Origin of the sequence: Aureimonas ureilytica, assembly GCF_001475935.1 — a bacterium.
GTDB classification, from domain to species: Bacteria; Pseudomonadota; Alphaproteobacteria; order Rhizobiales; family Rhizobiaceae; genus Aureimonas; species Aureimonas ureilytica_A.
This window is the reverse complement of record NZ_LDQA01000002.1, coordinates 1-13,509: the sequence shown is the minus strand read 5'-3', so window position 1 is coordinate 13,509 and position 13,509 is coordinate 1. Positions and strand designations below refer to the sequence as shown.

The 13,509-nt window shown below is 62.9% G+C and carries 9 protein-coding genes and 1 pseudogene; 4 read left to right on the top strand and 6 right to left on the bottom strand.

Translation table 11 applies throughout. The features are described 5' to 3' along the window. On the bottom strand, positions 1-686 hold a 686-nt coding region (locus tag NS365_RS01295), incomplete at its 3' end, for a methyl-accepting chemotaxis protein (RefSeq protein ID WP_153003606.1). 865 nt (positions 687-1,551) lie between these two features. On the opposite strand from NS365_RS01295, the gene NS365_RS01285 reads away from it, so the two are divergent. Next, positions 1,552-3,624, top strand: coding sequence for a HAMP domain-containing methyl-accepting chemotaxis protein (locus NS365_RS01285; protein WP_058598476.1), 2,073 nt, complete (start codon positions 1,552-1,554; stop codon positions 3,622-3,624). Positions 3,625-3,745: 121 nt separating this feature from the next. Here the strand turns inward: NS365_RS01285 and NS365_RS25275 are convergent, their stop codons facing one another. Further along, positions 3,746-4,132: a DDE-type integrase/transposase/recombinase gene (locus tag NS365_RS25275; RefSeq protein ID WP_430515406.1), complete on the bottom strand. Its 387-nt coding sequence runs from the start codon at positions 4,130-4,132 to the stop codon at positions 3,746-3,748. Positions 4,133-4,648: 516 nt separating this feature from the next. Here NS365_RS25275 and NS365_RS01275 point away from each other — a divergent pair. Further along, positions 4,649-6,271, top strand: coding sequence for a methyl-accepting chemotaxis protein (locus tag NS365_RS01275; RefSeq protein ID WP_058598474.1), 1,623 nt, complete (start codon positions 4,649-4,651; stop codon positions 6,269-6,271). Between the two features lie 344 nt (positions 6,272-6,615). Here the strand turns inward: NS365_RS01275 and NS365_RS01270 are convergent, their stop codons facing one another. Together NS365_RS01270 and NS365_RS01265 are read right to left on the bottom strand one after the other, a co-directional pair. Then, the gene (locus NS365_RS01270; protein ID WP_058598473.1) at positions 6,616-7,353 is read right to left on the bottom strand and encodes an SDR family oxidoreductase; all 738 of its coding nucleotides are present in this window, start codon (positions 7,351-7,353) and stop codon (positions 6,616-6,618) included. Then, the gene (locus NS365_RS01265; RefSeq protein ID WP_082684346.1) at positions 7,350-7,724 is read right to left on the bottom strand and encodes a MerR family transcriptional regulator; all 375 of its coding nucleotides are present in this window, start codon (positions 7,722-7,724) and stop codon (positions 7,350-7,352) included. The genes NS365_RS01270 and NS365_RS01265 overlap by 4 nt, the downstream gene beginning before the upstream one ends. 421 nt (positions 7,725-8,145) lie before the next feature. Between NS365_RS01265 and NS365_RS01260 the strand changes: the two genes are divergently transcribed. After that, positions 8,146-8,973 (top strand): PhzF family phenazine biosynthesis protein, encoded by an 828-nt coding sequence (locus NS365_RS01260; RefSeq protein ID WP_058598471.1) that lies wholly within the window; start codon positions 8,146-8,148, stop codon positions 8,971-8,973. Between the two features lie 433 nt (positions 8,974-9,406). On the opposite strand, the pseudogene NS365_RS23420 reads toward NS365_RS01260, so the two are convergent. Together NS365_RS23420 and NS365_RS01245 are read right to left on the bottom strand one after the other, a co-directional pair. Then, positions 9,407-10,613: pseudogene (locus NS365_RS23420) on the bottom strand (IS3 family transposase). 147 nt (positions 10,614-10,760) lie between these two features. After that, positions 10,761-12,773 carry a HAMP domain-containing methyl-accepting chemotaxis protein gene (locus NS365_RS01245; protein WP_082684345.1) on the bottom strand — a complete coding sequence of 671 codons (2,013 nt, stop codon included), beginning with the start codon at positions 12,771-12,773 and terminating at the stop codon, positions 10,761-10,763. 402 nt (positions 12,774-13,175) lie between these two features. Between NS365_RS01245 and NS365_RS01240 the strand changes: the two genes are divergently transcribed. Next, positions 13,176-13,509 (top strand): IS5 family transposase (locus tag NS365_RS01240; protein ID WP_058598467.1); only part of this gene is annotated, 334 nt, incomplete at its 3' end.

Below are 13,509 nucleotides of genomic sequence, written 5' to 3'. Positions count from 1 at the left end.
GCCTCGATCGCGGCGTTCAGCGCCAGAAGATCGGTTTGCCGGGCGATCTCGCGCACCAGGGCGATCTTCTCGGCAATCTCGCGCATGGCCTGGGTGGATTGCACCACCGCGGACTCGGTCGTGCCGACATCCCTGGCGGCATGGGCTGCCATCGTCTCGGTCGTCGCGGCGTTGTCGGCGGTCTGGCGAAGGTTGGCGCTCATCTCCTCGATGGCCGCCGAGGCCTGCTCCGAGGCCGCCGCTTGCTCGGTCGAGCCCGAGGAGAGTTGAGCGGCGGTGGCGGAGGACTGCTGCGAGCCGGCGGCGACCTGCATCGCCGCCCCCTGCACGGCATGGACCGTTCCCGACAGCCGCAGGCGCGTCTGGCACAGGCGCGTCAGGAGATCGCCGAGTTCGTTCTGGCGCGAATGGACGATGCGTTGAGACAGGTCCCCGCTCGCGATGCGATCCATGTTCTCGGCCAGTTGGCGAAGGCCGCCGTTCAGGGAATGGATGATCCAGGCGGCCAGCCCGATGCCCAGAACCATGACGCCGGCAATGGCGCCGAACAAGGCGAGCTGCGTGCTGTCATAGCCGGTTTGCCCAGCGCGCGTGAGGGCGTGGATGCTCAAGGCGTTGATGGTGGCGGTGGAAACGAGCAATGCCCCGAAGCTGAGGGCAAGACGCGACTTAATGGTGATACGCATAGAGGCGAACTTTCAGGCAATAGATATATTCTACAGCAAAAACATCTCGTGCGAGGCGTCACCTAGCGTCTCACCGGAACGGCGACGAGGGGCATTTGTCGCGGCTGGTGTTCCAGATGTGAACGACATCGTTCAAATGTCATGGGTCCGCGTCGCGAGCGGGTCTGCGATCATCCTCCGACGCTGCGAAACGCAGCGCGTGACAGCCGGACGAGATGGGGAAAGGGAGCGTGATGTCAGGCGCGCGGTGCCGGCGTAGCGCTTGGACGGCTGGCCGTCGCCATGCCGACGCCTTGAGACAGGTCTCTCAGTCATTCTCGCAAACCGTAATGTTTGCATCCTGACTTCAAGCCTCAGGTAATCTTGGGTCTCCAAAATGTAGCCCCCGATTACGGAGAGGAAGATGGTAGCACAATGTAGAGGCTTTCACGCCGATTCAGAGCCGACCGCAGCGCAGTCGCGCGCGGCCCAAGTGGTCGCGCTCAGCTCGCAGATTTGCGAAATCACGGAAGTCGCAGCCGCGGCTATCGGAGCCGATCTGGATACCTTGGACACTGTGCCGATCGAGCTTGGTGAGATGTACGAAGGGCTGGCGAATGTGTTTCTCGCCCTCGCGCAGAAGGTGCAGGAGAAGCATCGCCCGACATGTTCTGGGCTTTAGGCTTGGGCTTTGCGGCTCACGCTTCGCCGATCTCCCGAACGGCCAGCACACTTGCCGTTGGTCCGAACGGCTCGGTGGCGACGCGCAAAAGGCTCCTATCGGAGAAGGTAGCTTAAAAGATCGCTTACGATAAAATGTTCAGCAAATTTGAACCATCCCCGCATCAGTATGGCAATCGGATTTTCTGGACCTCGGACGATTGCCATGCGCTTGAATATGAAGCTGAAGCTCGCCGCGAGCTTCGGGACGATCCTGTGCGTCACAGGCGCGGTCGGATACTTCGGCCTCGCCTCGGTCGCCTCGACGAACGATATGCTGAAAGCATTTTCGGAGCGTCCCTTCGTTCAGGTGCAGAGCGCCAACCAAATCCAGACCAACCTCGCAACCATCCGTCGAGACATCCTGACATCGTTCTTCACGTCCGACGCTGAAATCCTGAAGCAGACGGGCGCGGAATATGACCGGAACTGGTTGAACGTCGAGACGAACCTGAAGGACGTTTTGCGGAGTATGTCGCCGGAAGGGCGCGAGGCCTTCAAGGACATCGAGCCGCTGTTGCACGACCTCAAATCGGTTTCCGACGAGACATTCGCATTGGGAAAGAAAGCCGACGCGAGCGCCACCATCAGTGGCCTTGTTCGGAGCGAAGCGCCCATCGGGGACATCAACCGCCAGCTGGCGGACCTGCGGGCAGCGGTCGTGCCTGCTTCGGCGACCGCGACCGTGTCGCCGCCGGAAGCCATCCAACGCATCGCGACCCTCGTTCTGGACGCGCGCATCCAGATGGCAGAAGCCCTCGCTTATGATGACGACGCTCAGATTGCGAAAGCCAGCCAACGGTTGAACGAGCTCGATGGGACGATCAAGGCGGCAATCGGCGAGCTGACAGGACGCCTCCCCCAGCAAACGGCCCGCATGCAGGCCCTGCAATCGACCTGGACCCAAACATTCCAGACGATGCGCGCGGCGGCCGATATCGGCGTCGACAACTGGCTTGCCAAAGCCAGCGATCTGGCCAACACGAAACAGATCCCCATGGCGGCCGCCGCCTCGAAGCGGCTCGACGAGTTGAACGCGGCGGCCGGTGACCAGGCGAAAAACTTCCTCGCCGATTCCGATCGAAGCTACCGGACGACGCGTCTGTGGCTCCTCTGCCTGATCGCAGGTGGCATCACGCTGGGCGCCAGTGCCGCGACCTGGATCGCCTTGTCGATCTCGCGCGGGCTGGGGCGTGCGGTAGGCTTGGCCGACGCGATCGGTCAGGGCGACGTGTCCCAGCGCGTGTCCGCCAGCAGTTCGGACGAGATCGGCGATCTCCTGCGCGCCATGAACGCCATGAGCGTCAAGCTTGGCGAGGTCGCCTCGACCGTGACCTTATCGTCGGGCCAAGTGGCGTCCGGTTCGTCGCAGTCGGCGGCAACCGCCGAGCAGCTGTCGTCGGGATCGAGCGAACAGGCTGCCGCCTCCGAACAAGCCTCCGCCGCGATCGAACAGATGGCCGCGAACGTGCGGCAGAATGCCGACAATGCCGGGCAGACCGAGAAAATTGCCGTCCAGGCCTCGACGAGCGCTCGCAAGACGGGCTCGGCCGTTGCCGCCTCGGTCGAGGCCATGCGCACGATCGCCGAGAAAATATCGGTGGTTCAGGAAATCGCCCGTCAGACCGACCTTCTGGCATTGAACGCGGCCATTGAGGCGGCCCGTGCCGGCACCCATGGCAAAGGGTTCGCGGTCGTGGCCTCGGAAGTGCGAAAGCTCGCCGAGCGGAGCCAGGAGGCGGCTCGCGACATCGGCCTCCTGTCGTCGCAGACGCTGCTGACCTCCGAAGAAGCCGGGCAGATGCTGGATGCGCTGGTGCCGGATATCCAGCGCACAGCCGATCTCGTGTCCGAGATTTCCGCCGCGTGCCGGGAGCAGTCGGTCGGCATCGATCAGATCAACCAGGCCATTCAGCAGCTGGACCAAGTGACCCAATCGAACTCGGGCGCCGCCAACGAGATGGCAGCCACCGCGTCCCAGCTGTCGGCAGAGGCCAGCCGTCTCCAACAGAGCGCCAGCTTCTTCAGGTTGGCCCCCTCCAGCCGCAACGAGCCGGCAGCGGCGCCAGACGATGTTCGCTCCGTGCAGCGAAAGGCGGACACCAGCGTGACATCGGCGCAAGCCAAGCCGACCGCGAAAGCGGCCCCCAGAGCCATGTCCAAGGCCCGGATCGAAACCGGCCCGGGCTTCGCTCTCGAGCTGGGCGACCATCAAAGCTTCGAGCGCATGAGCGCTTGAAGGACCCGGTGCTCCTGCGCTGGTGAACTTGGGCCGAGAGCGGTCAGGACCACTCTCGGAAAAGGGGGAACGGACAGAGCTGCAATGCTGGATCGACATAGGCATTCGAGCACCGTTTCCCTCAGCGTGATGCCGACAGGGTGGTAGAAGCTGGGATCGCTGATCCAGGTGACGACCTGCCCCACGATGTCGAAGGGCGCGGGGTAGAAGAGCCGATCGGCTCAAGGTAAGCCCGGTTCCAGTCGCTCGAGATTACCCATGGCCGATGATGCGGCGAACGGTTCGCAGCCTTGCTCGGGACCTGTTTGGCCGACTTTGTCCTGCGGGTTTGCGAGAGGTGGAAGTCCAGCGTCTCGCCGCCGTCGCCGATCGCGCGGTAGCGATACATCCATTCGCCCCGAACGCCTTTGAGGCGCTGCACTTTCAGCTGAGACCTGCTGTCGGTACACGCAGGCACGTCCCCAATGACGATGCCGCTTCGAAGCGGCCATACCTCGTCCTCAACCATCCTGCCGAGGAATGAAACCGCCCTCCGCGCCGCCAGATCGAGGCGAAGACGCAGTTCGCTGTCGCCTTCGGGGACCGCTTCGTCCCCTGACAAAGCCAAGGCTTCCCGCACAGAATGCGTGACAGTCCCCATCATGAGATGGGGCACGGCCGCACCGATTGCCAACAGGCGGTAGCCGTGCCGTCCGCCCTTCGGCGGCTCCGGACGCGATCGGTGTGGAGACGCACGGACCCGTCTCATAAGCGCTCTACAAGCCTTGGTGGGACGAGTCGCCAGAAACATCGACCCATCTGGGACCTTTCATCTCGTCTGTTTCAGACGAGGAGATAGGACTGTCGGTTCTTTCAATTCGGTCATATTCATAATCATGAGTTAAAATCAGAACTTCCTTAACCTCAGCGTACAACTTTTCAGACCGGATAGAATTTACTTAACCGGCAAAGCAATATTCTTCTCACAGCAACCGGCAGTTATTGTTCCTGTTAAATAAGGTTCCTGGCTTTGTCCGCCTCTAAGATGCTTCTTATTTTCGGAACGTTTGTAACGTTCCTGTTTGCCGCAGCGCTCGGCACGCAAACATATGCATTCCTTAACTTACGAATCGGCAGCGAAAACTACGATCGCATTATTGCCGGGCGCGATCTTCAAGCCGACATCCTGCCACCGCCTCTCTTCCTTTCGGAAGCCTATCGACTGGCGTTTCAGGCGAGATTTTCTCAAGGCGATCTCGATCCGATCCTGAAGTCGATCGAGGCCGCGCGCGCCAGTTACACGGAGCGGAATGCCTATTGGGGCTCCCACGAACTCGCCGGTCAGTTGAAGACGGCGCTGCTCGGCCCTGTCCAGGCGACGTCTCGGGAGTTCTGGAGGGTGCTGGATACTCAGGCTCTTCCTGCCATCCGGTCGGGAGACGCGGCGCAAATCGACACCGCTTTCAAGGCTCTCGGGCAGACGTTCAGCCAGCATGCGGCCGCCGTCGATAGCCTCGTGAAGGACGCCACCACCTATGCCCGAGAGAAGGAGCAGAAGGCTGCGGAGAAGACGCATTCCCTCCTGATCCTCTCCAGCCTCGTCTCCGCCATGTCACTCGCTCTCTTTCTGGGCGGCCTCCTCTTCTTCAACCGGAAGGCTATCGCGCCTTTGCGCTTCGTCTCTGCCCAGATCAGCCGTTTTGCCGAGGGCGACCTGCGGCCCGCTCACTCGAACGGCTCGCGACGTCTGAGCGGCGAGTTGCAGATCCTGACGGAGCGCATGCGGACCAATCTGGTCCGAGCGCTGCAGGCCGCTCAAATATCGGCCACCAGCGTTTCCGCTGGATCGACGCATTCTGCTGCGACAGCCGAGCAATTGTCGGCTGGTTCGACCGAACAGGCAGCGGCGTCCGAGCAGGCCACGGCCGCCGTGGAGCAGATGGCGGGAAACATTCGGCAGAATGCCGACAATGCCTCGCAGACCGAGAAGATCGCCATCCAGGCCAATGCCAGCGCGGAGCGCACCGGCACGGCCGTGGTGGAGTCGATGGAAGCGATGCGGATCATCGTTGAAAAGATCGCGATCATCCGCGAGATCGCGCGTCAGACCGACCTTCTCGCCTTGAACGCGGCGATCGAGGCGGCGCGCGCGGGGCAGCACGGGAAGGGCTTCGCGGTGGTCGCTTCGGAAGTGAGAAAACTGGCCGAGCGGAGCCAAGAGGCCGCGATGGAAAGCAGCGACCTATCGAACTCGACGCTCGTTCGGTCCGAGGAAGCCGGCGACATGCTGAGCCGGTTGGTGCCCGACATCAGGCGTACGGCTGATCTGGTGGCCGAGATTTCGGCGGCCTGCCGCGAGCAGTCCGTCGGCATCGACCAGATCAATCAGGCGATCCAGCAGCTCGATCACGTGACGCAGAACAATGCCGGGGCCGCCAACGAGATGGCGGCGACCGCCGAGCAACTGTCCACCGAGGCCGCCCATCTCAGCGAGCATGTCAGCTTCTTCACGTTGGACGAGGAGACCACCTCTGCTCCTGTGCATCATGAGGTGTCCGACGCTGACACCAGCGGGACGTCACCGAACGAGAGCCAGCTGAAGCGTCGGTCCTCCGTAAGCCGACTTGCTCCAGTGGTCATGACCCGGCCCTTTGCCCAGGCGTCATGAGAATTCTCGCGCTGTTCTGAATTGATCCGCGACCTCGGCTGGGGTTCAAATTGCCGAGGCTCGTATGCGGTCGGTGGCGCGGGTTCCGGACGAGCGGACCCCTGCCTTCAGACGGCAGATCGCTCGCCGGGCCCGGCTCGTGCGTCGGCGGGTGGTGTGCATGCTTATGGCGCTGCCGTGACGTACCTGCCCCATAGTGCCTCCTTCCATTCGACGGAATGGATCACACCATCCAACACCGGGATCGAATACCGCGCGCAAACCAGGGCTTCGACACAGCCTCGGCCCTTAGAGGTCATATCGAATCTCGATGTCGCCACCAGAAGGCTGACGTTGTTCTCGTATCACCGCATGACCATGCCGCCATCGACAGCATACTGGCTGCCGGTGACGAACGAGGCGTCGTCCGAGAGGAGGAACAGCGCGACAGCAGCCGCCTCCTCCGCGGTCCCGACGCGGCCGAGCGGAACCTGATCCATCACGAAGCGCTCGAAGTCTTCGCGCGTCTCAACCGGGAGGGCAGCCCGCAAGTTCGTCGCGATCGGTCCCAAGACCAACGTGTTGACCCGTATGCCGCGCGACGCGAGCGCACGTGCCCAGGATCGAACGAAGGCGACGAGCGCACCTTTGGTCGCCGCATACAGGCCGGTCGCCGCCGCGCCCTCGTAGACCGAGCTCGATGCCGTCACCACGACCGAGGCCCCAGGGTTCAAGAACGGCATGAGCTTTGCCAGTTGCAAAGCAGGTCCACGTGCGTTCGCCGCCATCATGGCGTCGAAGGCAGCGGCATCCAGTTCCTGCGGCGCGCCCAGCGACGCGTAGGCCGCATTCAGCCAGAGACCGTCGATCCCGCCTGCCGAGCGTATGATGTCGGCCAGCGCCGCGGCACCTTCGGGATCGGCCGCGTCATTGTCGACGACAAGCGCGCCGGGACCGAGCATCGCCCGCGCCGCCTCTATTCGCTTCGCATCGCGGCCCGTCACGATGACCTGTCCGCCCTCGCCACGGATGCGAAGGGCTCCAGCAAGCCCCATTCCGCTCGTCCCGCCCGTGATGAGCAGACGCTTGCTCGTGAACCTCATGACATCTCTCCAGGACGAGCGCGGCCTTTTCCGCCATGCTCGACGATCTTGCGTTCGATCAGTTCGCGGCAAGCCCGGATACGAGCTTCGGTTGCGGCGATCCGCTCAAGATGACGCTCCAGCATATCCAAACGCTCTTCCATCGTCGCATCCCCTTTCGCAGCGAGGTCGGCGTAACGCTTCATCTCCCGCATCGGCATACCGGTGGAGCGCAGGCGCTCGAAAAGGACGAGCCAACGCAGCACCTCAGTGGAAAAGCGACGGTGGCCATCGGCACCGCGTTCCAGAATCGGCAGAAGCCCTGCGCGCTCGTAGAAGCGGATCGTGTCTAGGCTCAAACCGCTGAGCCTCGAGGCTTCGGCGATCTTCATGACACTTGGCAGCAGCGCGATGCGGGATGGCGGCTTTCGGCGGCATGGGTCTGGATGGTCATGTCCGGTCTCCGACGGGTGGCGACTTTCGTACCAGCCTGGAGTCGCTCCAAGTCAACAGCGCCGTGAGACGAGTGCCGGCGTGGAATTTCTCTCGTCGCAACGAGAGCGTCCGCTCTTCGGAGGATCGTCCCAGTAGCTGACGGGGCGGAATCAACCCAAACGAGCCGACCGGCGCCAGAGAAGCGGTGTCTCGGAAGCGGTCCATCCGCTGTCGACCTCGATCGCCCTTGCGCGACGATTGGGTCTACCCCCAAAACGGACGCCGATCCCTTGCACGGGTTCGACGTTGGTTTCATACCCGAAGCCGTTTACCCAAGCTGTCGACGCTTGAAGGAAGCGGGAACCCGAGGAGGCAACTTTGGACGTGCTGCGCATCTCCGCATTTTCCGACAATGGCGTCGGAGGCAATCCCGCAGGCGTTCTGATCGCGGATACGTTTCCGAGCGATGCGGACATGCAGCGTATCGCCTACGAGGTCGGCTACTCGGAAACGGCCTTCGCCGTCGGGTCCGGCACGGACTGGCGGGTGCGCTATTTCTCGCCAGAGTCGGAAGTTCCCTTCTGCGGTCATGCCACGATCGCCCTCGGCGCCGCGCTGACCTTGCGGGAAGGGCCGCGTGTCTTTTCCTTGGCTCTGAACCAGGCACGGATCACCGTCGAAGGACAGCGACGGGGGAATGGTCTGGTCGCCTCCCTCCAGTCCCCGCCTACGCGCAGCGCACGCGCCTCGGACGCGCTTGTCTGCGAAGTGCTGGCGCTGTTCGACTACTCTTCGTCCGATCTCGACCCGAACATCCCGCCAGCTCTGGTGCATGGCGGCGCCAACCACATCGTCCTGGCGCTCAACTCTCGCGCCGCGCTGGCATCCATGCGATACGATCAGGATGTTGGACGTGCGCTCATGCTGCGCGAAGGATGGATCACGATCCTTCTCGCCTATGCGGAGACGCCGAACCTCTTCCACACCCGCAATCCTTTCGCCTCTGGCGGGGTCTACGAAGACCCAGCGACCGGCGCGGCGAGCGCGGCTCTGGCGGGGTACTTGAGAGATCTCGGTTGGCCGCACGGGGGAGAAATCGAGATCGTGCAGGGCGAAGACATGGGGATGCGATCATGTATCAGAGCGCAGATCCCGCCTGCGCCAGGGAGTTCCATCCGCGTTTCCGGTGAAGCACACCTGATGTAACCGAACGCAAGCCACGTCCGCTTCCTATAAGCCCCTTATCAAAAGCTGCCCGTCTGCAAACTACCCTGTCTACCGCGTTGCAGGAAGCTCATGGGATGCGGATGGGTGACGCTATCGGCCGCGTAGGTGGGCGCATGCTCGTCGTAGAACCCAAGGACCGGATCATGCATCCGATCGGCATAGAAGGAAGCGGATATCCAAAAGCGGCCCATCCGCTATCGACACTCCTCCGCAGTCGCATACCATGCCGCGACGCACCGAAAGCGGACGCCTCGACATGGTCGAACTCGATCGCGGAAAGGCGCTTAACCGAGGTGTGGCGCCTAGGTGTTTGATCCCAGGTTTTGATGGTGCAGTCTTTTCACAAGAGTGGAGGGAAGCGCTATGGGCCAGGTTCACTGATCAATCCCGACTGAGTGGTCCGGTTGGAAAGTTAGTTCAGGGTTGGTCTTTGCAACAGCGGTAGCTTGGCCGGCGGAGCAGGTGTGTTCAGCGCAGCCGGTCACGCGGCGAAGGCAGGCACGAACACTTCCGGTGCTGGCGGTTTCTAGCCGAGCGATCCATGCGGCCGGACGGTGTTGCAGTGCCGCCGCCAGCTTTCGATGACGATCTGCGCCTCGCGCAGGCTGTAGAAGAGCTCGCCGTTGAGGAGTTCATCTCGAAGGCGCGCGTTTAAGCTTTTGACAAAGCCATTCTCCCACGGTGATCCTGGGGCGATGTACGCGGTCCTCGCGCCAACGACCATGATCCAGTCCTGCACGGCCTTGGCGATGAACTCGGGCCGTTGTCGGAACGGACATGGCCGGGTACCCCGCGCAGGACGAAGAGGTCCGACAGGACGTCGATGACATCCGTCGGGTCGAGCCTGCGAGCGACGCGGAGGCTGAGGCATTCGTGCGTGAACTCGTCGATGACGTCGGCGAGAAACGCGCAGCGTTTGTCGCTAGGCGTGCGGAACTTGCGGCCGTTGTGGGTTCGGTTCTCCACGAAGTCGTAGGACCAAAGGTGGTTAGGATGTTCGGGCCGCAGCCGAACTCAGGAACCGTCATTCAACCAGAGCCGTCCACGCTTGGGCTGCTTGGCTGGCACCTTCAGACCCTCACGGTGCCAGATGCGCTCGACACGCTTTTCGTTTACCACCCAACCGGCATCCCGCAGCAGGACCGCGATCTTCAGGTACCCGTAGCGACCGTACCGACGCGCCAATTCGATGAGGTCGGCCGTGAGCTGCTCTTCGTCGTTCCGGCCCCGCGGCACCTGACGCTGTGTCGAACGGTACTACCCAAGGGCGCGGCATACCCGACGCTCGGACAGCTTCGTCATCGTCATGACGTGTTCGACACAAGCGCGCTGGCGCGCAGGGCTCAGTAGGTTCCCCGTGCGGCCTCGCTGAGGATCAGCTTGTCCAAGGTCAGATCGGCCAGCGCCTTGCGAAGTCGCTGGTTCTCGGTCTCCAGGTCCTTCAGCCGCTTCACTTGGTCGACCTTCAGGTCACCAAACTCCCTGCGCCACCTGTAGTAGGTGACCTCCGTCACGCCGATCGAGCGCACCGCGTCCGCTACCGTGCGCCCCTGCGATACCAGAACGTCAACCTGCCGCAGCTTCGCGACAAACTTTTCGGGCTTGGGTCGTCTTGCCATGTCCGTCCTCCTTCAGGCTTTAAAAGCCATACTTCAAGGCGGACCATTTCAATGGGGGTGGATCAATGATGGCGGGAAGCGGTCAGCGCGCCGCTCCCGCCTTTCGTCTCCTCCGTTCCGGATCGGTCCGATTTTGCCCGAGCCGTGCTAGGCGCTCAACCGGTCGAGCGTCGCCCCCCGCTCCGCATTGGCCGCGACGGGCGCAGCCGCGCGCCGTCCCAGGAACCGGAGAAGCGGCGAGCTTGCGCGCCGCGCAGGCTCCACCTCCCGGCTTTGCGGCATCGCCCCGCCGCCTTGCGCGGCGGCCGCGTCCGGCACCTTGAAGAAGCCGGCTCGAACATTGAGCGAGCGAGCTTCGCTCGACAGCTGTTCGGCGGTTGCGGCCATCTCGCTGGCCGCGCTGGCATTGGCCTGCGTGACCTGATCGAGCTGCACGATGGCCTGATTGATCTGGTCCGCGCCCACCGATTGTTCGCGGCAGGCCGCCGAGATTTCCGTCACGAGTTCGGCGGTGCGGCGAATATCGGGGATCAGATGGCCGAGCAGCGCACCGGCTTCTTCGGCCACCACGAGGGTTTCGCCCGACAGCTTGCCGATTTCCTGCGCCGCGACCTGGGAGCGCTCGGCGAGCTTGCGCACCTCGGAGGCGACCACCGCGAAACCCTTGCCGTGATGGCCCGCACGGGCCGCCTCGATCGCGGCGTTCAGCGCCAGAAGGTCGGTCTGGCGGGCGATGTCCTCCACGATCGCGATCTTCTCGGCGATCATGCGCATGGCCTCGACGCTGCGTGCCACGGCCTTGCCGCCGCGCTCGGCGCTTTCTGCGGCGGTGGAGGCGATCTTCTCGGTCTGCGAGGCGCTGTCGGCGTTCTGGCGGACATTGGCCGTCATCTGCTCCACGGCAGCGGAGGCTTGTTCGCTGGCCGCCGCCTGTTCGCTCGAGCCGGAGGACAATTGCTCTGCGGTGGCGGCGGACTGCATCGAGCCGGCGGCCACCTGCTGGGCCGACACGGTCACCTCGACGGCGGTTTCGCGCAGGCGCTCCGTCATCACCGACATGGCGCGCAGGAGATCGGCGATCTGGTCCGTTCCCCGTGCCTCGACATTCGCGGTCAGGTCGCCGCGACCGATGGCTTGGGCCTGCACGACCGAGCGGCTCAGACGCCGGGCGATCGAGCGGGACAGGAGGATCGCGACGCAAACGCCGATCAGGAACGCGACCGTCATGGAGGCGATCAGGAACCAGACGGTGTTGACGAAACTCTCCCGCCCGCTGGCGATATACTCGTCGGAGATTGACTTGGCGCGGGTCGCCAGTTCGCCGACACGTTTCGAAACGGCCGTCATCAGCGGACGTTGCTCGGTGTCGGCGGCGGTGATGAATCGGGCATTGCGATTCTCGAGTTCGAGATCGCCGGCTTGACGCAAGGCCGCCGCCTGCCGGGTCCATTGCGCATCCAGGGCCCGAACGGCGTCCGACGCGGGAACCAGTCCGCCGAGAGCGGACAGATCGGCCCGAACCTGCGCAATCTGCCGGTCGAGCTCCGCACTGGCCAGCTGGCTCAGTGCCTCGTCCTTCTCGACCGAAACGGCAAGGGCCGCCAGAGCGGCGCGGGTCATCGCCAGTTCCGCCCTCAGGCGCGCCGCGCGCGCCTCCGCCCCGCTCGCGCCCGCCATGGCCCCGTCGAGCAACTTCGTTTCCTCTTCGAGACCGGCCTGTCCCAGGCGGAGCGCGTTCTGGGCTTCGTTGGGATCGGTCTCGATCGCCATCGCCATCATCTTGTCCGTGACGGGTTTGAGCTGGGTCATAGACGTGCGGATGTCGGACACTTCGGCCAGGTGGTCCGGGCTGACGGCACCGAGGTAGCGCTCGACCAGAGTATCGATATTCTTCCAGGCAGCTTCATGCTGCGCTTGGAAGCTGTCACGTGTCTTTGCATCGTCGGCCAGCATTACATAGCGACTGAAACGCCGAAGACGCTCCAGCTCCGTCAGAATCTGGTTGGTCGTCTCCATCTGGACGAAGGGACGGTGGGTGAAAAGACTCAGTTGCTCGTTGCTTTGCACGAGCGAGGTGTAGCCGGCGTAACCTACAAATCCGGTCATCGCCAGAACTGCAAGAAACCCGGAGCCGAGTTTAGTCCCAATACCAATCTTCATGAGCCTACATGCTCCAACCCACGTGCCGGATCGTTCCGAAACACTCTCCCTACGAATAATACGAGACCTGTTTATTTTTAGAGAACTGCCGTTTTATTTTTAGAGAACCGCCGTGGATGTAAGTGCGTATTATCATAAGTACAGATTGCTTTAGGCTCACCACTCATTGCTCAAATTCGGAAGATGACGGTGCCAGCGATGCAGATGGCGGAGAGGAAGGTGTGGGCGCATCTGACCTGCCACTGCGTTTTTCTTCTACGTTGGACGAAAGTCCGCCCTCATCGGGGACGGATGGCATGAAGCGAAAGGGCTTCGTTGCGAAAGTTTTGAGGGCCTGTTGGCGCCTGTTAGCGCCTGGGTCTGACTCTATGTCGCTGGCTTTTCCGATGAGGGAGAGCTGCGATGCTGAGCGAAGAGCAGTGGTCTGATCTGGAACCGCTGATCGAGGTGTGTCGCCCTCACGCCAAGATGCCGAGCCAGCACCTGCGGCGGACGGTCGAGGCAATCCTCTGGCGTTTCCAGAACGGAGCGACGTGGCGATCCTTGCCGGCCGAGTTTGGCCCGTGGTGGATGGCAGCGCAAACCTTCATCCGTCTGGCACGGCTCGGCGTCTGGAAAAAGCTGCCGGCACTGGTTCGGGAGCGCTGCGTCAGGCTCGGCATGATGTTTCTGGACGGAACCAACGTCCGAGCACATCAGAAGGCAGCAGACGCCAGCGGGACTGTCAGGAATTTCG

Bases quoted from the DNA above. Each gene is read 5' to 3' on its own strand.
- NS365_RS01285 (WP_058598476.1), top strand. From the start codon at position 1,552: ATGCGCTTGAATATGAAGCTGAAGCTCGCCGCGAGCTTCGGGACGATC.
- NS365_RS25275 (WP_430515406.1), bottom strand. From the start codon at position 4,132: ATGGTTGAGGACGAGGTATGGCCGCTTCGAAGCGGCATCGTCATTGGG.
- NS365_RS01275 (WP_058598474.1), top strand. From the start codon at position 4,649: ATGCTTCTTATTTTCGGAACGTTTGTAACGTTCCTGTTTGCCGCAGCG.
- NS365_RS01270 (WP_058598473.1), bottom strand. From the start codon at position 7,353: ATGAGGTTCACGAGCAAGCGTCTGCTCATCACGGGCGGGACGAGCGGA.
- NS365_RS01265 (WP_082684346.1), bottom strand. From the start codon at position 7,724: ATGAAGATCGCCGAAGCCTCGAGGCTCAGCGGTTTGAGCCTAGACACG.
- NS365_RS01245 (WP_082684345.1), bottom strand. From the start codon at position 12,773: ATGAAGATTGGTATTGGGACTAAACTCGGCTCCGGGTTTCTTGCAGTT.